This is a genomic window from Anaerococcus obesiensis ph10, assembly GCF_000311745.1.
In the GTDB taxonomy this organism is placed as follows: Bacteria; Bacillota; Clostridia; order Tissierellales; family Peptoniphilaceae; genus Anaerococcus; species Anaerococcus vaginalis.
Genome location: NZ_HE978531.1, coordinates 726153 through 746520 on the forward strand (window position 1 = coordinate 726153; position 20368 = coordinate 746520).

A 20368-nucleotide genomic window follows, 5' to 3' on the forward strand; every position below is an offset into this window, starting at 1 on the left:
CTACCTCGCATAGTTATTTCTAAGTTGTCCACATGATGCATCAATATCTGAGCCCATTGATCTTCTTATAGTTGCATTTAAACCCCTAGTTGATAATTTTTTTTGAAATTGATCCATTACATTAGACTTAGTTTTTGAATATTTAAATTCTTCTATTGGATTTAAAGGAATAAGATTTATATGAATATTTTTACCTTTAAAAAGTTTCTCCAATTTATCAATGTCTTCTTTTAAATTATTTACCCCATCTATGACAACATATTCATAAGAAATTCTTCTTTTTGTTTTTTCAAAATAATAATCACAAGCTTTAACAATATCTTTTATTTTATATTTTTTTGCACTTGGCATATATTCCATTCTTTTTTTATCAAAAGCATAATGTAGGGAAACAGCCAAATTAATATCATATCCCAAATCTGCAAGCTTATAAATTTTATCAACAAGTCCCACAGTAGAAATTGTTATTGCTCTGTGAGATAAATTTCTTCCATTGTCATCTGTAATTATTTTAATAAATTTTTCTATATTTGAAAAATTGTCTAAAGGCTCTCCTATTCCCATGACAACAATATTATTAATATCTGAATTTTCTCTTTCTAAAAGATAAATTTCTTCTATTATTTCAGATGCTAATAAAGATCTTTCAAGACCATTTTTAGTAGATGCACAAAATTTGCATCCCATTTTGCATCCTACTTGTGACGAAATACAAATCGTATTTCTATTATTGTATTCCATAAAAACAGCTTCAATAATATTTTTATCATCAAGTTCAAATAAATATTTTTTTGTTTTGTCTAAGTTAGATTTAAATTCTTTTAAAATTTTAATCTTTGGAAAATAGAAAATTTGATCTAATTTTTCCCTCATATCTTTTGACAAATCAGTCATTTTAGAAAAATCATTTATTTTATTTACATGAATTTGCCTAAAAACTTGTTTTACCCTAAATTTTTGAAATCCTAAATTTAAAAAAATTTCTTCTAATTCTTTGATAGTTTTGTCATTTATTGTTTGTTTCATAATCATATCTTTTCAAATTTCGTAAAGAAAAATCCATCAGTTTCATCTTCAAAACTATTAAATTCCAAGTAATCTTTTCCATTAATTTTTATATTTTTAAGCCTTTTTTTCTTAGATAAATAATTGAAATTATCTTTATTTTCAATACTTCCAATTGTACAAGTAGAAAATACCAAAATCCCACCTGTTTTTAAATATAAAAAAGCCTTATCCAAAATATTTTTTTGAAGTTTTGAAAGACTAATAACATCTTCCATAGTCCTATTATATCTTATCTCTGGTTTTCTATCCATAACCCCAAGACCAGAACATGGCAAATCGCATAAAATATAATCAAATTTTTCTTTGTATTCTTCCTTTAAAATACTAGCATCAAAATTTGTAATTTCTATATTTTTTAGTCCCAACCTTTTAATATTTTCATTTATTTTTGATAATTTATTAAAAGAAATATCATTCGCAATTATTTTTGATGAATTGTCGCAAAGCTCAGCTAATAAAGATGTCTTTGTTCCTGGAGCTGCACATATATCTAAAATATTTGAATTTTTTTTAGGATTAAGAATCTCACAAACTTTTATAGAAGCTTCTGATTGGATTGTAAAAAATCCTTTTTTAAATTCTTCTGTGCTTGCTAAAGACTTAGGATTTTTAATTACAAGGCTTAAAGTCGAAATCAAAGAGTCTTCTACAATATATCCCTTATCTTCCAAAAGATTTTTTAATTTTTCTCTTGTGATTTTTGTTTTATTTATCCTTATAGATAATTTTCTTTCCTTATTTAAAGAATCTAAAAATTTTTGAGTATAATCTTTCCCGTATGAATCATTTAAATATTTTATAATCCACAAAGGCATGGAATATTTTATCGAATTAAATTCTTCATCATTTTCTATATTTATTTTTGATAAATTTTTTTCATCTCTTATATATGATCTTAAAATAGCATTTACAAAAGATTTTGATTTAAAAGAAACTTTTTTGGTAAGATTTACTAATTCATTTACTATTGCATAATTTTTTCTATCTAAAAAATGAATATTATAAATTCCAATTAACAAAATAAGTTTTACTTTTTTGTCCAATTTTTTCACTTTTATTTTTGACAATTTTGCCAAAATGTACTCAAGATATAACTTATTTTCCAAAACTCCATATATATTTTTTGTTATATAGGAAATGTCTTCTACTTTTTTTGCTATTTCATTAATAATATCTGTAGATTTTTCGTTTTTGTAGGAAATTCTATAAAGACCATCTAATATTAATTTAAAATCTTCCATATTATCCTAAATAAATTCCTTCTTCAAAATCATTTCCAAGTAAAAAAGATTTTGTGTCCATAGCTTTTTTGCCTGGAAATTGAATTTTTTCAATTATTATCCCACCATTTTTACAGCCAATAATAATTTTGTCATTTTTGTTAGCCTTATATACAAAAGATATTTTTGGATTTTCAATTTCAACTGGGCTTGCTTTTAAAATTTTTACATTTTCATTTTTATATGAGAAATATGCTTTTGGAAATTCTACAAAAGCTCTAATTTTATTTATTATTTCTTCTTTTGATTGATTAAAATCAATCTTTCCCATTTCTTTTGTAATTTTTTTTGTAAAAGTTGCCTTGTCATTATCTTGCTTTATTCTATTTTTCATAAACTCATCATAATTTAATACAGACTCAAGTATAACTTCACTTCCAATTTTTGATAGTTTTTCACTTAAAGATGTAAAATCATCTTCAGCCTTTATTTCAACTTCTTTTTGATTTAAAATATCTCCAGAATCCATTCCTTTTTCTATAAGCATAGCTGATGCATGAGTTTTTTTGTCACCATTTAATAGGCTAAATTGTACTGGACTAGAGCCTCTGTATTTTGGTAGAGATGATGGATGCAAGTTGATTATTTTATTTTTATATTCTTCTAATAATTTTTCTTTTATCAACTGACCAAAAGCAACTACTACTATATAATCAATATTTTTTTCTTTTAATAAATTTATAAATTCATCTGTGTTTACACTATCTGGAGTAACAACTTCAATATTATTATCCAAAGCATATTGCTTAACTACTGTTGGCTTAAATTTATTTCTATTTCTTTTTTTATCTTTTCCACTTACAACTAAACTTAGGTTTATATTTTCGTTTTTATTAAGAATATCCAAAGTTTCTAGTGAAAACTTTGGACTTCCCATAAAACATATATTTATTTTATTCGTCAAATTTAACTTCCTCTTCATAATTATCTATAAATAAAATCCCATTTAAATGATCAATTTCATGGCAAAGAGCTACAGCTTTTAGGCCTTCAGCTTCTATTTTTTTCTCATCTCCATTTTCGTCTAAATATTTTACAACAACATGGGCAGGTCTTTTTACATTTGCATTGAAATTTGGAACCGAAAGACATCCTTCAACTCCAACTTGTTCTCCATCTTTTTCAATAATTTCTGGATTTACAAGTTTAATCAAACCGTCTTCATCTCTAACATCCACAACTATAACTCTTTTTAAAAGTCCTACTTGTGGTGCTGCAAGTCCAACTCCATCAGCCTTATACATTGTTTCTGCCATATCATCTAATAAAATTTTAATTCTATCATTAACTTCTTTTACTTCTTTTGAAGTTTTTCTTAAAATAGGATCTCCAACTTGTCTTATATTTCTAATTGCCATTTTTTCTCCTTCTATTTTTCATCATCAAAATCTATTGAATAAATTTTTGAAATTCCACCATCGCCAATTGTGACTCCATGAATTTTTTCTGCCAATTGCATGGTAGTTTGTCTGTGAGTTATCATTATAAATTGTGTTTTGTCAGATAAGGATTTTAAATAATCTATATATCTTTTTATATTTGATTCGTCCATAGCCGCATCAATCTCATCTAATAAAGAAAATGGAGCAGGATTTGTTTCAAATATTGCAAATAATAAAGCTACAGCCGTTAGTGATTTTTCTCCACCAGATAATAGGCTTATATTTTTTGTACTTTTTCCTGGAGGGCAAGCGGATATATCAATCCCCGCATCTAATAAATCATTTGAATCAAGGCTTAGCTTTGCCTTTCCTCCCATAAACAATTCCTTAAATATCCTTTGAAATTTTTCATCAATTATATTGAAATTTTTGATAAATTCATCTTTCATATCTTCTTCAAGCTTTTTTATCATTTTTTCAATATCTTTTTTGGACTTTTCAAGGTCAATTTTTTGCTTATCTAAAAATTCAAATTCTTTGTATGCTTTTTCAAAATTTTCTTTTGAATTTTCATCAAAAAATCCGACTTGAGTCAATTTTTTTTGAAGATTAAATAATTCTTCCTTTTTAATTTGCTTTGAAGAATTTTCGTAATTATTTTCTTTTAATTCTTCTAGAGATTTTGAAATAAATGGTCTAATTTCATCTTCTAAATTTTTCAAATCCTTGCTTATAGCTTCAAGTTTGTAATTAAACTTCACTATTTTCATAGAATATTCATTTAATTCATTTTCTATATTTTTAGATAGAGATAATAACTTATGATTAGAGTTTTTCTTCTCATCAATTTCCATAGAAATCTTTATTTTATTTTTCTCGTCTTCTTTTACTCTTTCTTTTGTATCTACAACTTTATTTTCACAAGCACTTATTTCTTTTTCTAAATTTATCAAACTTTCTTCTAAAGATTTTTTCATCTTTTGATTAAATTCTATATTTTGTTTCAAATTCAAAAGACTATTTTCATCTTCACTTATCCTATTTTCTAAAATATTTAAATCTCTTGTATTTATTTCAATACTATTTTTGTTTTTAAATATTTCGTTGGATAAATCATTTATTAGTTTGCTATTTTCAATAGATTTTTCCTTTAAAATCTCATCTTCTTTTTTTACATTTGAAAGTTTTAATTTGATTTTTTCTATATCTTTAAAATTTTCTTCTTCTTTTGATTCTTTCAAAGATTCTTTTAACTCGTCAATTCTTTGAATTAGACTTTGCTTTTGATAATTTTTTTTGTCAAAAATAGACCTTATATCTATTAAATTCTCATTAGCTTTTACTAATTCATCTTCTTTTTTTTGCCTTAATCTTTGATTTTCTTCTAATTCTATATTTAAAGAATTATAATTTTCTAATAAGTCATTTCTCTCGTTTCTTAACTTATTTATCCTAGATTTAATTTCATTTATTTTTTTATTTCTATTTAGGATATTAATATTTGATTTTCTAGCCTTATTAACTCCGGCAACCATTGAACCCCAAGTATTAATTAAATCAAGATTTAAAGAAATTATCCTATACCCCTTAATTTTATTTGATAAGCTTACAGCATCGTCTATATTTTTTACAACAACTGTATTAGAAAGAAAATGATTAATAATATTTTCAAGTTTTGAATCAAAACTAACCAAATCATAAGCCATAGCTATAACTTCTTTTTCTTCAACTCTAGCTTTTTTATTTTGTTTTATTGAATCCAAAGGTAAAAATGTAATTCTGCCAAGCTTATTTTTATTTACAAAATTAATTATCTCCCTAGTATCTTTTTTTGACCATGTTACAATATTTTGAAGCCCTTGACCTATAAGATTTTCAATTATCTCTTCATAACCTGATTTTACAGTTATAAGATTTGCTAGGGTATTTATATATAATTTTTCAATCTCTGTATTTTTGGTTTTTTCAAAAAATCTGAAACAGAATAAAAATACCCTTCATTTCTTTCCATCAAAGACTTTTGTATCTTATAATTTGATATTTCTTCTTTGCAAGAAAGCTTGTTTTGGTTAATTGCTTTTTCCAAATCATCTTTTTTATTTATTTCATTTAAAATTTTTTCTTTTATTTTTTCAAGATTTGTATTTTTTCTTCAATATATTTTGAAAGATTTTCTTTTTCTTTTTCCAATTCATTTAAATCTTTGCTAATATTTGACAAATCAGAATTTAATTCTTGAATTTTTTCATTGATTATCTTGTTATTTTCAAATCTTTGTTTTTCAAGAATTGTTCTTGTTTTTTGATCTATATCATAGTCATATATTAATTTATTTAAATCTTCGCCTTCTTTTTTTAATCTTTCAATTTCTTTTTGTATTGAAGATAATAAAGCAATACTTTCATCTTTTTTCTCAGATAATTTTCTATTTTTTTCTTCTAAATTCCTTATTACATTTTTCGTATTTTCAAGCTTATCTTTTTGGTTTTTTAGTGAAAGCTCATAATTTTTAAATTTCTCATCATAAGATTTAAAATCACTGTTATTTCTTTCTAAATCTTTTTTATTATAAGACAATTTTTGCCTATCAAGATTTATCTTATTAGTGTACTTATCAATATTTTTTTCATTATCTAAAATACTTTGGTTAAGATTTTTATATTTATTTTCTAAATCTCTGATATTTTCTGCTATCGGCAATAATGATTCATTTATTTTATCAAATTCTCTAGTTTTTTCTTCTTGATTATTTTTTAAAATTTTAATTTGTTCAATTAAATCTTTATTTTTTTCGTTTAAAGACTTTGATTTATTTGCATAAAATAAATATGCTTTTTCATTAAGCAAGCTTTCAATTTCAGTATATTTTTCAAAATTTTTCGCTTCAATTTCAAGCTTATTTTTATCCTTATTTTTGTAGTCCCATTCTCTTTGGATTATCTCAAGATCTTCATCAACCTTAGATAGTTTTTTTAGGGATTCTTCTCTTCTATATTTGTGAGTTGCAATTCCACTTGCTTCTTCAAAAATATTTCTTCTTTCTTGATTTGATGAATTTAAAATTTCATCAATTCTTCCTTGACCTATTACAGAATATCCTTCTTTCCCAATACCTGTATCCAAAAATAATTCTTTTATATCTTTAAGTCTTACTCTTTTTCCATTTAACCTATATTCATTGTCGCCATTTCTAAAAATTCTTCTAGAAATTTTTACAAGATCATAGTCACTAGACAAAGCCCTATCTTTATTATTAAATGAAAGATTTACTTCCGCCATATTCATAGGTTTTTTATCATCAGCTCCTTGAAAGATTACATCATCCATCTTCTTTCCTCTCAAAGATTTTACTGATTGTTCACCTAAAACCCATTTTATGGCATCTGCTATATTTGATTTCCCAGAACCATTTGGACCAACTACAGCAGTTATTTGATTATCAAATTTTATTTTTGTCCTATTAGCAAAGGACTTAAATCCTTTAAGTTCAACACTTTCTAATCTAATATAAATCACCACCGTAAGTTTTTTCTACAAATTCTCTCATAAAATTTTCAATATCATAGGAGATTTTTTTATCCTCATACTCTATAAAATTATTTTCATCATTTTCAAAATTTATAATCAAGCCATATTTTTTGTAAAAATAATTTTTGTTTGCTTTTTTATTTCCAGCTATTATTGAAATTTCTCTGTTTGATATATGAATTTTTATCTTATCTTTTAGCCTATATTTATTTATTAATTCTTCCAAATAAATTTTGTGAATATTTGTTTCAACCAATTGTCTAATTGAAGGATGAAAAGGCCCTGCAACAACATCTTTTTTTTCATTTATATTTTCTGTTGGTTGAAGTCCTATTCTTATTACTGGAATTTTTTTGTATGAATAAATCATATAAAGCCTACTAGATATTTCAATAGCTTCATCCAAGCTAAGAGCTTTATATAAACCTTCTTTATATAATTTTTCAAGTTTTGTATCTTTTATAACCAAAGTTGGATATATTCTTACCATATCAGGATTCATTTTTATAGACTCTAATCCTGTTTTGATAGCTTTATCAAAAGAATCCTTATAAAGACCAGGCATGATTTGATGACCTAATTTGAAACCATAATCTTTTATTAATTTGCTTGCCATAATTGAATCTTCTTTACTATGACCTCTCTCATTTGCATTTAATATTTCATTATCAAGCGATTGTATTCCAAGTTCAATTACATCAACTTCATATTTTTTTAATATATCAAGAATAGAATTATTTATATAATCAGGTCTTGTGGATAATCTGATTCTATCAATAATTCCCTTCTTTTTATAATTAAGTGCAATTTCAAGATAAGAAATCATTACTTTTTCATCAAGACCTGTAAATGAGCCACCAAAAAATGCAATTTCTTTAAGATTTTCATTTTTTGGAAAATATGATAAGTATTGATTAATTTGCCTTATAGTATTTTCTTTATTTATATTGTCCTTATAATTTGTAATTTTGACTTGATTGCAAAAAGCACAATCGTGGGGACAACCCAAAAATGGTATAAAAATTGGTATTATATATTCTTTTTTACTCATTTGTCAACTTCTTATAAGCGATTCTTGCTGCCATTTGTTCAGCTTCTTTTTTATTTTTTCCCTTGCCAGTGCTAAGTTTTTTATTTTTGGCTGAAACTTCCATATAAAATGTTTTATTATGCTCTGGTCCTTCTTCTTTTACAAGTTTATATTTTAAAATTATTCTGTTTGTCTTGTTAAAATATTCTTGTAATTTTGTTTTGTAATCAATAAAAAGCAAGTCATTTTCTAGAAGTTCTTTTACAATTTCATAATAATTTTTCATTAAAAAATCTTTTAGAAAATCATACCCTGCATCAAGATAAATAGCAGCACAAAAAGCCTCAAAAGTATCTGCTTTTACAGATTTTTTTCTCTACCATTATGACTTTCTTCTCCTTTTCCAAACAACAAATATGAAGATAAATTAAATTTTTCGCTTGCTTTTGAAAAAGATGAAGTACAAACTATCCTTGATCTTATTTTTGTTAATTTTCCTTCTGGATATGTTTTGTGATTTTTGTAAAGTTCTTCGCTTACAATTAAATCAAGAATGCTATCTCCCAAAAATTCCAATCTTTCGTTTGATGATTTATTTTCATCCTTGCTCTCATTAATATAAGAAGAGTGAGTAAGGGCTACATCAATAAGATTTTTATTTTTAAAAATGTAGCCTATACTCTCTTCAAGTTTTTCAATTTCTTCTAATCTTTCTTTACTTAATTTCATTAATTTTTGCTTTCTATTAAAGATATTACATCTGAAAATTTTTCGATTTCATCTAATTCGTCATCAGAAAATTCTATGTCATACTTATCTTCAATTGCCATAATAAAATCAAGCATATCGATTGAATCTATGTCATAAGCTGTGATTTCTTTTTCAAAATCAATTTCATCTTCATTAATATCTAAATTTTCTTTTACTAATTCAATTAATTCTTCTCTTATCATTCTAATTCTCCTTTTATTTTTTCTATTGTATTTGTATTTACATAATCGATTAGACCTAAAATAGCTGAGCTAAATGCTTTTTCATTAGAATTGCCGTGAGCCTTATAAACATATTGGTTTACTCCCAAAAGTGGAGCTCCTCCTATAGAATCTGAGTTATATTTTGATAAATTTTCTTTTAAAGAATTTTTTATCAAGGCACCTCCAATTTTTGTTGAAAATGATTTGTAAATTGCATCTTTAATTTCCTTACTGAAAAGACTAATTACACCTTCTGCAGTTTTTATAGCAATATTTCCGTCAAATCCATCAGCTATTACTATATTAGTCTTGCCAGTAAACAAATCTCTTGCTTCAATATTTCCTTTGAAATTTATTGAAGATTCTTCCAATAATTTGTAAGTTTCTTTTGCTAATTTGTTTCCCTTGTGTTCTTCGATTCCAACATTTAAAAGTGAAACTGTAGGATTTTCTATATGAAGTACATTTTTTGCAAAAACACTTCCCATTATTGCAAATTCTTTTAAAAATTCTGCTTTGCAATCCATATTTGCCCCAGTATCCAATAATAAAGTTGTATTTTCATAAGTTGGTAGGCTTGTTGCTATGCAAGCTCTTTTTATTCCTTTAATTCTTCCAGAAATAAATAATCCGCTTGCAAGAATTGCTCCTGTTGAGCCTGCAGAAACTAATCCATCGTAACCATCTTCATTTAATTTTTCGAAAGCTTTAACCATTGTAGAATCTTTTTTTCTTCTTATGGCCTTTACTGGATCTTCATTATTTTCAATTTTGTCTTTAGCATCTATTATTTCGTAGGATTTTATTCTTCCATCAATAATTTTTTCTATTTTTTCTTTATCTCCAGAAAAAACTGGCACAAAATCTTTTTCTTTTAAAGCACTAATTGCACCTTCTATTGGAATCTTTATTCCGTCATCTACTCCATAAGTATCTATAATTATCTTCATAATTTCCCCTTATTTTTGATATTAAAAAAAGATAGTGTTACCACTATCTTAATTTAACTCAAGAACTTCTTTGCCTTTATGATAACCACAGCTTGGACAAACTCTATGTGGTAACATTGGTTCATGACAATTTGGACACTCTACATAAGTTGATTTATTTAATCTGTAAGCTGAAGCTCTTCTTTTATTTTTTCTTGTTTTTGATGTTCTTCTCTTAGGTACTGCCATTCTAACACCTCCTAGTTATGAGTTTTAGCAATCTTAAACATTATATAAGTAAATGTTAAAATTGTCAAGCTATACTAGTTTTTTAGTGTCTCTTGCAATCATTAATTCTTCGTTTGTTGCTATTACAAAAACTTTTACTTTTGAATCGTCAGTTGAGATTAAATGACAACCGCCACGAACATTATTTTTTTCTGGATCGATTTTGATTCCAAATTGTTCAAAGCCTTTCATTATGTCAGCTCTCATTGTTGCAGAATTTTCTCCGATTCCACCAGTAAATACAATTGCATCAGTTTTTCCGATTTCTGCCATATATCCTGCTACATATCTTTTTGCTCTGTTAGCAAACATTTTTAAAGCAATATCTGCTCTTTTATTTCCATCATTTGCAGCATTTTCAAGATCTCTAAAGTCTGATGATACTCCAGAAACTCCAAGAACTCCTGATTCTTTATTTAGGACATTGTCCATTTTTTTTGTATCATATCCATATTCATTCATCAAAAATGTTACAACTGTTGGATCTAAATCTCCACTTCTTGTTCCCATTACAAGTCCTTCAAGTGGTGTAAGTCCCATTGTTGTATCAAATGATTTTCCTTCTTTAACTGCACATATTGAAGATCCATTTCCTAAATGGCATGAAATCATATTTAAATCTTTTTGATCTTTTTCTAAAACTTTTGCTGTTTTTTGTGTGATGAAATCATGGCTTGTTCCATGGAATCCATATTTTCTAACAGCTTGGTCTTCGTAGTATTTATAATCAATTCCATAAAGGAAATTTTCTTCTGGCATTGATTGGTGGAATGCTGTATCAAATACTGCCACATTTTTTACATTTGGTAGAAGTTTTTCACAAGCTTCAAGTCCCATCATATTTGCTGGATTGTGTAATGGTGCAAATTTTGAATATTCTTTTACAGCTTCTTTAACTTCGTCATCAATTACAACAGATTTTGTAATTTTTTCTCCACCATGAACAAATCTATGGCCAACTGCATCTATTTCAGATAAATCTGAAATCACACCATTTTCTTTATCAGTTATAGCATCAAATACGTGTTTAACTGCTTCAGTATGGTCTTTCATATCTTCTTCAATTATATATTCGTCGTCGCCTTTTTCTTGTTTAAGTCTTGAGCCATCTATTCCAATTCTTTCTACAAGACCCTTTACTAAAACTTCTTCATTGTCCATATCAAATAATTGATATTTTAAAGATGAAGAGCCACAATTGATAACTAATATTTTCATTTATTCCTCCATTAAAATACTTTTTTTGATTTAATTTCAATAAATTTTGGATTTTCTATATCATCAATATAATCTAGTGATTTTTCTTTATTGTATGAATAATCAACTATATTAGTGTAATCATTTTTTGATATTAATTGCCCATCTATAATAAGTTTGCTATTATTTTTTGAAATAATACCGCCTTTTATTATAAGCAAACCATCCAAAACTAAATCATTTTCCAAAATCAAATCTTTACCAATAATTACTATACCACTAATTCGTCTAGGTGTCTTAATTTTATTGGAAAAATTTTTTTCTTCATTTGATAAATTGCTCTGATTTTTCTCTAAATTATCATCATTTGAAATTTCGCTTGATGTAATCTTTTCTTTCTCTCTTTTTACAATTAATTGTCCACCAATTTTTAAAAATCTCTTTTCTAAATCATTTTCTAATTTTAAATTTTCAAATTCTTCAAATTTATTTTGTTTGAATTTTAAATTTTTGTAAAATTCGTCGAAATTTTCATCAAGTATTATTTTTTTATTTTCTCTTAGCGCATACTTATTTCTTAAATCCAAAACCATTTCTAATATAGCCTTTGAATTTCCAATTTTTTTTACACTTCTTAATACAAATTCTTTTTTATTTTGTTTTTGAATTTTTACTTCTTCTTTTTCATCAAAATAATAAAAATAAAATGGATGCCACAAATTGTCATCATTTTCATTTACTATCTCAACATCTTCCAACAAAGTTTTTTTATCATCTACAATTATGGAATAAAGTGATTCTAATTGGTATATAGCTTTTTTCCTATTGTACAAATCCTTATTCGAATCATTGTTATTTATCGCCTGCTCGTATATGAAGGTTAGGCTTATTGATAAAAGAAGTAAAATTATCAAAACATAAATGGATAAAAAACCTCTTTTTTTCATTCAAGCCTCCTTATATAGGTTTTGTAATTTGAATTTCCTTCTTTTTCATAAAAATCAATATCTATTGAAAATGAATCATCATTTTTGTCATAAGATATATTCGAATCACTACAATATCCTATTGGGATTTTTATTTCTCTCTGGCTATTTGAATTTAAATTATTGATATAAACGTATAATTTTTTCCCATTTTGTTCAAATCTATATGTAGACTTATTTTTGCCTTCACTAATTAATAATTTGAAATTATTTTCATTTTTAAAGTCAATTATTTTATCTGATTTTCTTATAACATTTTCTATATATAAAATACAATTTGTTGAATTTTTATAGTCAATTTCATCCTCATAGGCTTTTTTACTAATTGAAAGATTTGTTTTTACAATATTATTTATTAAAACTATAAGGATTGAACCAATAGCTATTGCACAAATTAATTCTAAGAGGGTAAAGCCTTTTTTTCTCATTTTTTTACCACCACTTCCAAATTATATTTATCACATCTTACTTCTATATATTTCAAATTTTCATTGTATGATTCAATACTTGTATTAATTTTAAAGCCATTTTCTAAGTCTTCATATTCTCCTTCATCTCTATTTTTTGATTTTTCTAATACTTCTTGCATTGTAAATAAAATTTTAGAATCGTCTTTTATTTTTCTGGAATTTTCATAAATTGAAAAAAGTGATGGAAGCAGGTAAATGCTTATTATGCTTATAAGAGCTAGAGCAATAATTATTTCAATCAAGGTAAATCCTTTTCTAGTTTTATTCATATCTTATCCTTCCAGCAATCGGCGATACTATAATAGAATATTTTTTGTTAGAAGAAGAAAAATAAATCGTACTTGCTCCCTCTACACTTCCTGTTGGTCTAAATACAAAAGTATTTTTTGTGTTTGCTTTTATATATTTAAAATAAACTTCTTTTACCATTTCATTATCATCAGCTCTTTTTATTGCGTAATTATTAATATCTATATTAATTTTATATTTATAACCTGTAACTAGAGATTTTTCTCTGCAATAATTTATGTCAGCTTGCAAGTTTTCAATTTCTTTTCTTTCTTGAAGTTTTGGTATCAAACCCGATTTTATTAAAATCACACTTGAAATCAAAGAAATTATAGCAAGTGTAACTATTAATTCAATTAAGGTAAAGGCTCTTTTTTTCATAAACACCTCACAAAAGACTTATAATATAAGCAATAAATATATAAATACAAAATGGAATCATTATTTTCATTGATTTTTTCTTGATAGCTATTATAATTGCAAAAATCGCTCCAATCCAAATAGAGCCTAAAATTAAATATAAAATTCTTTCATTTTTTAAAAATAAAAATAAGGCTAAATAGAAAAAATAATCTCCATCTCCTATATTTTTCTTAGATATGAAATAGATTAAAAAATATAGGAAAGTAAAAATTAAAATAATTTTAAAAAATTCAAAATCAAATCCCAAATAAAAAATTCTATATATTAATCCAATAAAAGCTAAAATATAAACATATCCCATATATATTTCCATGCTTTTTAAATCAATCATAGCTATTACAAAAGAAAAAATTAGAGATAAAAAAATCAAACTTCCTTCCATAAAAGTTTTTTCTTTCATAGCAAATATAAATAAAAGACCCCCTATTATTTCATAAAGAATATATGAAAATGGGATCTTTTTTTGGCAAAATCTACACCTTGCTTTTAAATTTATGTAAGAAAAAATAGGTATAAGATCTCTTTTTAATATTTTATTGTTACAAAATGAACAATGACTTGGTGGATAGGCAATATTTTCTCCTCTAAGAGTTCTATCACACAATAAATGTGCAAATGAACCGAATATTGCTCCCAAGAAAAAATAAATTATATTAATCATTTATTTTTCTCTTTTAGATCAAGTGTATCTGGCACAATTGTAATTGTTGAATTTTTAGGATTAATTGTTACCTTATATTCACTTGCATCTAGTCCAATTCCTTTTGGAATCTCAGGCCATTTTTCTACATATTTAAGTGCATCTTCACTTTCTTTTGTCCAAGTTACTTCGCCATCATTTACATTTAATTCATTTAATTTTACGCTAGCTGCAGTTTTTAACATTGACACATTCGCATTATGAGCAGTTATTGCCGCTTGTTTTTTTGATTTTTGATATTTTGGTATAGCTATTGCTGCAAGTATGGCTATAATTGCAATTACAATAATTAATTCAATAAGAGTAAATCCTCTTTTTTTATTTTTAAATTTTTTAAACATTAACTTCTCCTTAAAAATTAATGGCATTAACCGAATCAAACATTGGTATGGCAATAGAAAAAACTACAAATCCAACTACTAAAGCCATAAAAAGTATCAAAAAAGGTTCTGCTAATCTTGATATTCTTTTTAGTCTATAAATATATTCATTAGCATAATAATTAGAGGATTTTTTGAGAGATTTTGTCATATCTCCACTGTCTTCGCCTACCTTTATCATAGCTATAAATAATTTCGTAAAAACATTTTCCTTATCTAGAGAACTTGATAAATTATTTCCTAGTTTTAAGCTCTCCTCTACATTTGTTAGAATTTGTTTTAAATATTGATTTTTGAAAGAATTTTTTATTATATCAATGCTTTCTATAATATCTACATCGCCCTTTTTTAGGATATATAAAAGCGAAGAAATTTGGTATTCTATATTTAAAAGTCTAAATTTTTTAAAAAACATACTTTTAAAAAAGCTTTCATCAATTTTGTTTCTGTATTTATCTTTACGTCTTAGTAAAATTATTGTAAAAACAAAAATAAAAATTATTAATAAAATAAAAAAGCCATTTTTACTAAAAAAATCTGAAATATTTAAAAGAATTTTTGTAGCTATTGGTAAGCTTCTTGCATTTTCTTCAAAAACTTCTATAAAAGTAGGCATAACCTTTGTTAAAATAGTTATAACAACTCCTATAGTAACAATTAATAAAATTATAGGATAAATCAAAGCTTCACTTATTTGATTTTTGTTTTTACTTTCTTCGGTCATATATGTAGATAACTCATCAAGAATCTTTGAAAGATTTCCACTTGCATCTCCACTTTTTACAAAAGCTGTAACAATTGGTCCAAAGGATTTTTCTTCTTTTTTAAAAGCCACATAGGCTTCGTCTCCCTTTTTTAGGGCTAATGATACATTGACCAAAGCCTTGTTCAATTTCTTGTCAAGTCTTTGGTCAATTATTATCATTAAACTATCGTATAAGGATACCGATGAGTCAATAAGTAAACTTAATTGCTTTAAAAATAAGGATAAAATATTGGAATTTATCCTAGCTTTTCCTATATCCTTGTTTAAAAAAGCCTTCAGCTTATCAAATTTTATTTTATTCAATTAAACTTCAAGTAATTCTTTATTTTTGCTTTCAACAGTTTTTTCAACTTTATCGATATATTTTTTTGTAATTTTTTGTATATCTTCTTCTATTGAAAATAAATCATCTTCTGTTAAGTCTGCAGATTTTTCAGCTTTTTTTGCTATATCCATTGAATCTCTTCTTATATTTCTAATTTGAATTTTGCTATCTTCAGAATATTCAGAAACTTGCTTTGTAAGTTCTTTTCTTCTTTCCTCAGTCAAAGCTGGGAATGGAAGTCTAATTACTTCTCCATCATTTTGTGGATTTATTCCTAAATCAGATTTATTAATAGCCTTTTCAATTTCTTTAATATTAGATTTATCCCAAGGTTTAATAACTAAAAGTCTTGGCTCTGGTGTAGATATGGTTGCAGCTTGGTTAATTGGTGTTTGAGTTCCATAATATGAAAATGTAATTCCATCCAATATAGAATCATTAGCCCTACCTGCTCTAATTTTTGATATTCTAATTTCGAATGATTCACAAGCTTTTTTCATCGAAGCTTCAGTATCTTTAATAATCTTATCGTACATCAAAATTCTCCTTTACAATTGTACCAATTTCTTTTCCTTCAACTATTTTAACTAAATTTTCTGGATTATCGATTCCAAAAGCTAGGATTGGCATATCATTATCCATACACAAACTTGTTGCTGTAGAATCCATAATCTTTAATCTTTTTTGTAAAATTTCACTATAGGTTAATTTTTCATATTTAACTGCATCATCAAATTTATTAGGATCTTTGTCATAAATTCCATCAGTTCCTTTTTTGCCTAATAAAATCATATCAGCATTAATTTCCAAAGCCCTAAGAGATGCTGTTGTGTCAGTTGAGAAATATGGTAGACCAGTGCCTGCTGCAAAAATTACAATTCTTCCCTTTTCAAGGTGTCTTACAGCCCTTCTTCTTATGTAAGGCTCAGCAACTTCTTGCATATTAATTGCAGTCATAAGCCTTGTTTCAAGTCCCATTTTTTCAAGCGTATCTTGAACTCTAAGACCATTCATAACAGTTCCAAGCATTCCAATAGTATCACTTGTTGCTCGTTCAATATGTTGACCACTTCTGCCTCTCCAGAAATTTCCACCGCCAACAACTATGGCAATTTCAAGTCCCTTATCTCTAGCTTTTTTTATATTTTCGCAAATAAGATCAATAGTTTCATCATCAAAACCAAATCCCTTATCTTTTGCAAGTGCTTCTCCACTTAATTTTAAAACTACTCTTTTTATATCTCGCAAAACTTTTCCTCCTATTAGTAAAATTATATACTATTTTTTTATATTGATAAAGTTATAGCTAATAAAAATTTATTAAATAGTTTACTATGAATATTAATACCCAAATTTAAAAATATTATCCACCAATTACCTAAAATAAATTTAAAGATTTTAAAAATAAGCACAAAAAAAGACGTTATTGCTAACGTCTATATTTCTTGGTGCGGGATAAAGGAGTTGAACCTTCACGAGAAAATCTCACTAGATCCTAAGTCTAGCGCGTCTGCCAATTCCGCCAATCCCGCGTATGGGGTGAGTAGAGAGATTCGAACTCTCGATCTCCTGGGCCACAACCAGGTGTCTTAACCAACTGGACCATACCCACCAAATAAATAACTTACTATACAAGTATACATCCAATCAAATCACTTGTCAAGCAAAGTGTAAAATATTCAAAATATTTTTACATTTTACAAGGGCCTTTCTCTTTCGACTTATATATAATACCACTAATAAAAATTTAATGCAAATTTATTTTTATTTTAAAGTTTTACAAAAAATATCTCTTATAGTAAAATACTGTTAAGAAAGATAGATTTAGAGGTGATTTTATGAAGAAAAAATCTAATAGCAAAATGATTTTAAAAATTTTTGCTGTTGTAATTGTTTTGTCTATGGTTATTCCTATTATTATGAATGCTGTTGAATCATTATGATTGTTGAAAATATTGAATATTCTGATAAATATAATTTGGTAAAAATTACCATTTCAAATGAATTTTTTTATATTTCTTATGATTTTTTTAATGATTTAGCTTTATCTATTGGAGCGGTTATTGATTTTGATTTGTATAAGGAAATTTTAAGGGAAAATGACTTTAATAGATGTAAAAATGAAGCTTTAAAACAATTATCTTACGGTGCAAAGACTTCTTTCGATTTGAAAAAAAAATTGAAAGAAAAAAATTCAATAATGATTCGATTTCTAGGGTTATTGATTTTTTGACTGAATATAATTTAATTGATGATAAAGCTTATGTGAAATCTTATATAAATGATAAATCAAGGATAAATAATTGGTCTAAGGGTAAAATTAGATACAAACTAAAGGCAAAATTTATTGATGATAGTTTAATTGATACTTATTTGGATGAAATTTCCTATGATGAAGAGTATGAAAAAGCTTATGATGCAGGTCTTAACAAAAAAGAAAGTGTAAATGATAAAAATAAGGTATATAGATTTCTTGCTTCTAGGGGATTTTCTTATGATATTATAAGTGATGTGTTGGGTGATTTGTTCAAATGAAAAATGCTTTTGTTTATATTTTAAGATGTTCTGATGGAAGTCTTTACACTGGTTGGACAAATAATTTACAAAATAGATTGGAAAAACACAACAAGGGAATTGGCGCAAAATATACAAGAGCAAGAAGACCTTGTAAACTAGTTTTTTATAAAGAAGTTTCTGATAAAAGTAAGGCTATGAAAATTGAATATAGAATAAAAAGATTAAACAAAAAATTCAAAGAAAATATTGTAAATAATTTTGATAGAAAAAAATTAGAGCTTATTGATTAGATAAGCTCTTTTTCTTTTAATTTTTTATAAAGACTTTCTCCTCTTCTTTTTATTGACAATTCAAATAGTCCCATATTTGTAAATCCATATATTTCGTAAGTGTCAAAATATTTTTTTATATTTTCGTTTATTTTATCAATCAATTGATCATTTTTACTAGATTTTAAAAAATCTATAACTACCATTCCGCCAATATTTCTAAGATTTAAATTGTAAAAAATAAAATCTACCAAATCTTCATTAACCTTATAATAAAAATCATCCTTGTCCATAGTTGATTTTTTCTTTGATGAATTCACATCAATAAAGCAAAGCGTTTCAAGATCATTGATTATTATTGATAAATCATCTTTATAAATCTTTTTTTCCTTAATGCTTTTTATTGAATCTGAAATTATTTTATTATTTTTTATATCTAGTTCAACAAGTTCCAAATCTTTATTTTTTTCACAATATAAGTCAAATTCATTGTAAGTTTTCAAGAGTTTTGGAGAAGGCGTGAAATTTTCTTCATTTATTAATTTTTCTTTAAGTTCAAGTAATTTATTATAATTTTCATGGTTTTTCTTTCTATCTTTTTTTAATTTTGGAAATCCCTTATTTTTGAACCTATACAAATAATAATCTTCATTTTCGATTCTAAAATTTGCACTCATAGTTGCTAATTTATCGTCAAATTCTTCTTTAATAATCTGGCAAATTACACTATCTCCAATTTTGAATTTTTTATTTGATTTTAAAAAAGCCTTTTTGCCATCATCATACAACAAAAAATAAGCATTAATAGAATCAATTTTATTTACTACTTTTGCCCTATAAATATTGAACAAGTAAGGAGAATAAAATTTTAATTCAATAAGCTTGTTATCGACAATTTTACCAAAGGCTTTTTCTTTATAATCTACAAAAATATATGATTTCATTTCGCTAATTTCTTCTTTAATTTTTCAAAAAATCCAATTTTTTCGATATTTTCATTTTTATCATCCAAAAGATTTAAAATAATATTTTCATAAGATGTATCTTTTGATTTTAACCCTAAAAATTTTGAAGATTTAGCAAAAATTTCATCTCTATATTCCCTAATATCAAAATATTTGTCATAAGTTTCGATAAAAAAGTAATCAGAATCAAAGTCTTCATTAATTTCACTTTCATCAGTAATTTGAATTATTTTTTTATCATCTATTAACTCTTTATCTAAACCATTTACAATAAGAACATCATAATAATTTATTTTTCCCAAAAGACTTGATATATCTTCTTTTTTTATTTTATATTTTGAATTTATTAAAGGAGCTATGGCAAAATCTATATTTTCACAAGTTTTTCTAATAATTTTTTCAAGACCTACAAGGTCAAGGAAATAATCACATATATCGTATGTGATCATTCCTCCCATATCAAATAAATCTTCAATATTACAATCCTTGTTTCTTTCAAATGATAGAATCAAAACAGACTTATCCTTAGATAAAATTTTTGAAAAATCTTTTATAAATTTTAATTCATTTTGATTTTTTGAATTTATTAAATATATGTCCATT

The 20368-nt window shown here is 25.5% G+C and carries 27 protein-coding genes and 2 tRNA genes; 3 read left to right on the forward strand and 26 right to left on the reverse strand.

The window, feature by feature from the left end; all coding sequences use genetic code 11:
• The 24 genes from rlmN to HGAG_RS03775 form a co-directional block, all read right to left on the reverse strand.
• Nucleotides 1–1032 carry a dual-specificity RNA methyltransferase RlmN gene (gene rlmN / locus HGAG_RS03665; RefSeq protein ID WP_026074041.1) on the reverse strand — a complete coding sequence of 344 codons (1032 nt, stop codon included), beginning with the start codon at nt 1030–1032 and terminating at the stop codon, nt 1–3.
• On the reverse strand, nt 1029–2309 hold the full coding sequence (gene rsmB / locus HGAG_RS03670; protein ID WP_019117971.1) for a 16S rRNA (cytosine(967)-C(5))-methyltransferase RsmB: 1281 nt from the start codon (nt 2307–2309) through the stop codon (nt 1029–1031). Before rsmB ends, rlmN begins: the two co-directional genes overlap by 4 nt.
• Nucleotide 2310: 1 nt before the next feature.
• Nucleotides 2311–3270 (reverse strand): methionyl-tRNA formyltransferase, encoded by a 960-nt coding sequence (gene fmt / locus HGAG_RS03675; RefSeq protein WP_051008242.1) that lies wholly within the window; start codon nt 3268–3270, stop codon nt 2311–2313.
• Nucleotides 3242–3706, reverse strand: a complete 465-nt coding sequence (def, locus tag HGAG_RS03680; protein ID WP_004838558.1) for a peptide deformylase — start codon at nt 3704–3706, stop codon at nt 3242–3244. Before def ends, fmt begins: the two co-directional genes overlap by 29 nt.
• 11 nt (nt 3707–3717) lie before the next feature.
• The gene (locus HGAG_RS11595; protein WP_341871711.1) at nt 3718–5676 is read right to left on the reverse strand and encodes a coiled-coil domain-containing protein; all 1959 of its coding nucleotides are present in this window, start codon (nt 5674–5676) and stop codon (nt 3718–3720) included.
• Between the two features lie 178 nt (nt 5677–5854).
• Nucleotides 5855–7246, reverse strand: a complete 1392-nt coding sequence (locus HGAG_RS11600; protein ID WP_019117975.1) for an AAA family ATPase — start codon at nt 7244–7246, stop codon at nt 5855–5857.
• On the reverse strand, nt 7233–8309 hold the full coding sequence (locus HGAG_RS03695; protein ID WP_019117976.1) for an elongator complex protein 3: 1077 nt from the start codon (nt 8307–8309) through the stop codon (nt 7233–7235). The genes HGAG_RS11600 and HGAG_RS03695 overlap by 14 nt, the downstream gene beginning before the upstream one ends.
• Complete coding sequence (locus HGAG_RS11945) at nt 8302–8574, reverse strand: putative dsRNA-binding protein (protein ID WP_244263806.1); 273 nt, start codon at nt 8572–8574, stop codon at nt 8302–8304. The genes HGAG_RS03695 and HGAG_RS11945 overlap by 8 nt, the downstream gene beginning before the upstream one ends.
• Before the next feature lie 74 nt (nt 8575–8648).
• Complete coding sequence (locus HGAG_RS11950) at nt 8649–9017, reverse strand: ribonuclease III family protein (RefSeq protein ID WP_244263807.1); 369 nt, start codon at nt 9015–9017, stop codon at nt 8649–8651.
• Nucleotides 9017–9241 (reverse strand): acyl carrier protein, encoded by a 225-nt coding sequence (locus HGAG_RS03705; RefSeq protein WP_004838554.1) that lies wholly within the window; start codon nt 9239–9241, stop codon nt 9017–9019. Before HGAG_RS03705 ends, HGAG_RS11950 begins: the two co-directional genes overlap by 1 nt.
• Nucleotides 9238–10212 (reverse strand): phosphate acyltransferase PlsX, encoded by a 975-nt coding sequence (plsX, locus tag HGAG_RS03710; protein WP_019117977.1) that lies wholly within the window; start codon nt 10210–10212, stop codon nt 9238–9240. Before plsX ends, HGAG_RS03705 begins: the two co-directional genes overlap by 4 nt.
• A 48-nt stretch (nt 10213–10260) precedes the next feature.
• Nucleotides 10261–10440 (reverse strand): 50S ribosomal protein L32, encoded by a 180-nt coding sequence (gene rpmF, locus HGAG_RS03715; protein ID WP_004838552.1) that lies wholly within the window; start codon nt 10438–10440, stop codon nt 10261–10263.
• 69 nt (nt 10441–10509) lie between these two features.
• A complete protein-coding gene (locus HGAG_RS03720; RefSeq protein ID WP_004838551.1) occupies nt 10510–11697 on the reverse strand; it encodes an acetate/propionate family kinase in 1188 nt (395 codons plus the stop codon).
• A gap of 11 nt (nt 11698–11708) precedes the next feature.
• Nucleotides 11709–12623, reverse strand: a complete 915-nt coding sequence (locus HGAG_RS03725) for a hypothetical protein (RefSeq protein ID WP_019117978.1) — start codon at nt 12621–12623, stop codon at nt 11709–11711.
• Nucleotides 12620–13090 carry a prepilin-type N-terminal cleavage/methylation domain-containing protein gene (locus HGAG_RS03730; protein WP_019117979.1) on the reverse strand — a complete coding sequence of 157 codons (471 nt, stop codon included), beginning with the start codon at nt 13088–13090 and terminating at the stop codon, nt 12620–12622. Before HGAG_RS03730 ends, HGAG_RS03725 begins: the two co-directional genes overlap by 4 nt.
• Complete coding sequence (gene comGE, locus HGAG_RS03735) at nt 13087–13401, reverse strand: competence type IV pilus minor pilin ComGE (protein ID WP_019117980.1); 315 nt, start codon at nt 13399–13401, stop codon at nt 13087–13089. The genes HGAG_RS03730 and comGE overlap by 4 nt, the downstream gene beginning before the upstream one ends.
• Nucleotides 13394–13801, reverse strand: coding sequence for a type II secretion system protein (locus HGAG_RS03740; RefSeq protein ID WP_019117981.1), 408 nt, complete (start codon nt 13799–13801; stop codon nt 13394–13396). The genes comGE and HGAG_RS03740 overlap by 8 nt, the downstream gene beginning before the upstream one ends.
• 7 nt (nt 13802–13808) lie before the next feature.
• The gene (locus HGAG_RS03745) at nt 13809–14504 is read right to left on the reverse strand and encodes a prepilin peptidase (RefSeq protein WP_019117982.1); all 696 of its coding nucleotides are present in this window, start codon (nt 14502–14504) and stop codon (nt 13809–13811) included.
• A complete protein-coding gene (locus HGAG_RS03750; protein ID WP_019117983.1) occupies nt 14501–14884 on the reverse strand; it encodes a prepilin-type N-terminal cleavage/methylation domain-containing protein in 384 nt (127 codons plus the stop codon). Before HGAG_RS03750 ends, HGAG_RS03745 begins: the two co-directional genes overlap by 4 nt.
• Before the next feature lie 10 nt (nt 14885–14894).
• A complete protein-coding gene (locus HGAG_RS03755) occupies nt 14895–15992 on the reverse strand; it encodes a type II secretion system F family protein (protein WP_019117984.1) in 1098 nt (365 codons plus the stop codon).
• Nucleotides 15993–16550: a ribosome recycling factor gene (gene frr, locus HGAG_RS03760; protein ID WP_004838543.1), complete on the reverse strand. Its 558-nt coding sequence runs from the start codon at nt 16548–16550 to the stop codon at nt 15993–15995.
• On the reverse strand, nt 16540–17262 hold the full coding sequence (gene pyrH, locus HGAG_RS03765; protein ID WP_019117985.1) for a UMP kinase: 723 nt from the start codon (nt 17260–17262) through the stop codon (nt 16540–16542). Before pyrH ends, frr begins: the two co-directional genes overlap by 11 nt.
• Before the next feature lie 198 nt (nt 17263–17460).
• Nucleotides 17461–17546, reverse strand: a tRNA-Leu gene (locus tag HGAG_RS03770).
• A 3-nt stretch (nt 17547–17549) separates the two neighbouring features.
• Nucleotides 17550–17626 (reverse strand) — tRNA-His (locus HGAG_RS03775).
• A gap of 327 nt (nt 17627–17953) precedes the next feature.
• On the opposite strand from HGAG_RS03775, the gene HGAG_RS11955 reads away from it, so the two are divergent.
• Genes HGAG_RS11955 through HGAG_RS03790 form a run of 3 tightly spaced genes read left to right on the forward strand, consistent with a single transcriptional unit; the run spans nt 17954 to nt 18821 of the window.
• Complete coding sequence (locus tag HGAG_RS11955) at nt 17954–18247, forward strand: regulatory protein RecX (RefSeq protein WP_244263808.1); 294 nt, start codon at nt 17954–17956, stop codon at nt 18245–18247.
• A complete protein-coding gene (locus HGAG_RS11960; RefSeq protein WP_244263809.1) occupies nt 18244–18549 on the forward strand; it encodes a regulatory protein RecX in 306 nt (101 codons plus the stop codon). Before HGAG_RS11955 ends, HGAG_RS11960 begins: the two co-directional genes overlap by 4 nt.
• Nucleotides 18546–18821 (forward strand): GIY-YIG nuclease family protein, encoded by a 276-nt coding sequence (locus tag HGAG_RS03790; protein ID WP_019117987.1) that lies wholly within the window; start codon nt 18546–18548, stop codon nt 18819–18821. The genes HGAG_RS11960 and HGAG_RS03790 overlap by 4 nt, the downstream gene beginning before the upstream one ends.
• Here the strand turns inward: HGAG_RS03790 and HGAG_RS03795 are convergent.
• Together HGAG_RS03795 and HGAG_RS03800 are read right to left on the reverse strand one after the other, a co-directional pair.
• A complete protein-coding gene (locus tag HGAG_RS03795; protein WP_019117988.1) occupies nt 18818–19744 on the reverse strand; it encodes a ribonuclease E/G in 927 nt (308 codons plus the stop codon). The two genes, HGAG_RS03790 and HGAG_RS03795, sit on opposite strands and share 4 nt — an antisense overlap.
• On the reverse strand, nt 19741–20367 hold the full coding sequence (locus tag HGAG_RS03800) for a hypothetical protein (protein WP_019117989.1): 627 nt from the start codon (nt 20365–20367) through the stop codon (nt 19741–19743). The genes HGAG_RS03795 and HGAG_RS03800 overlap by 4 nt, the downstream gene beginning before the upstream one ends.
• Between the last annotated feature and the right edge of the window lies 1 nt (nt 20368).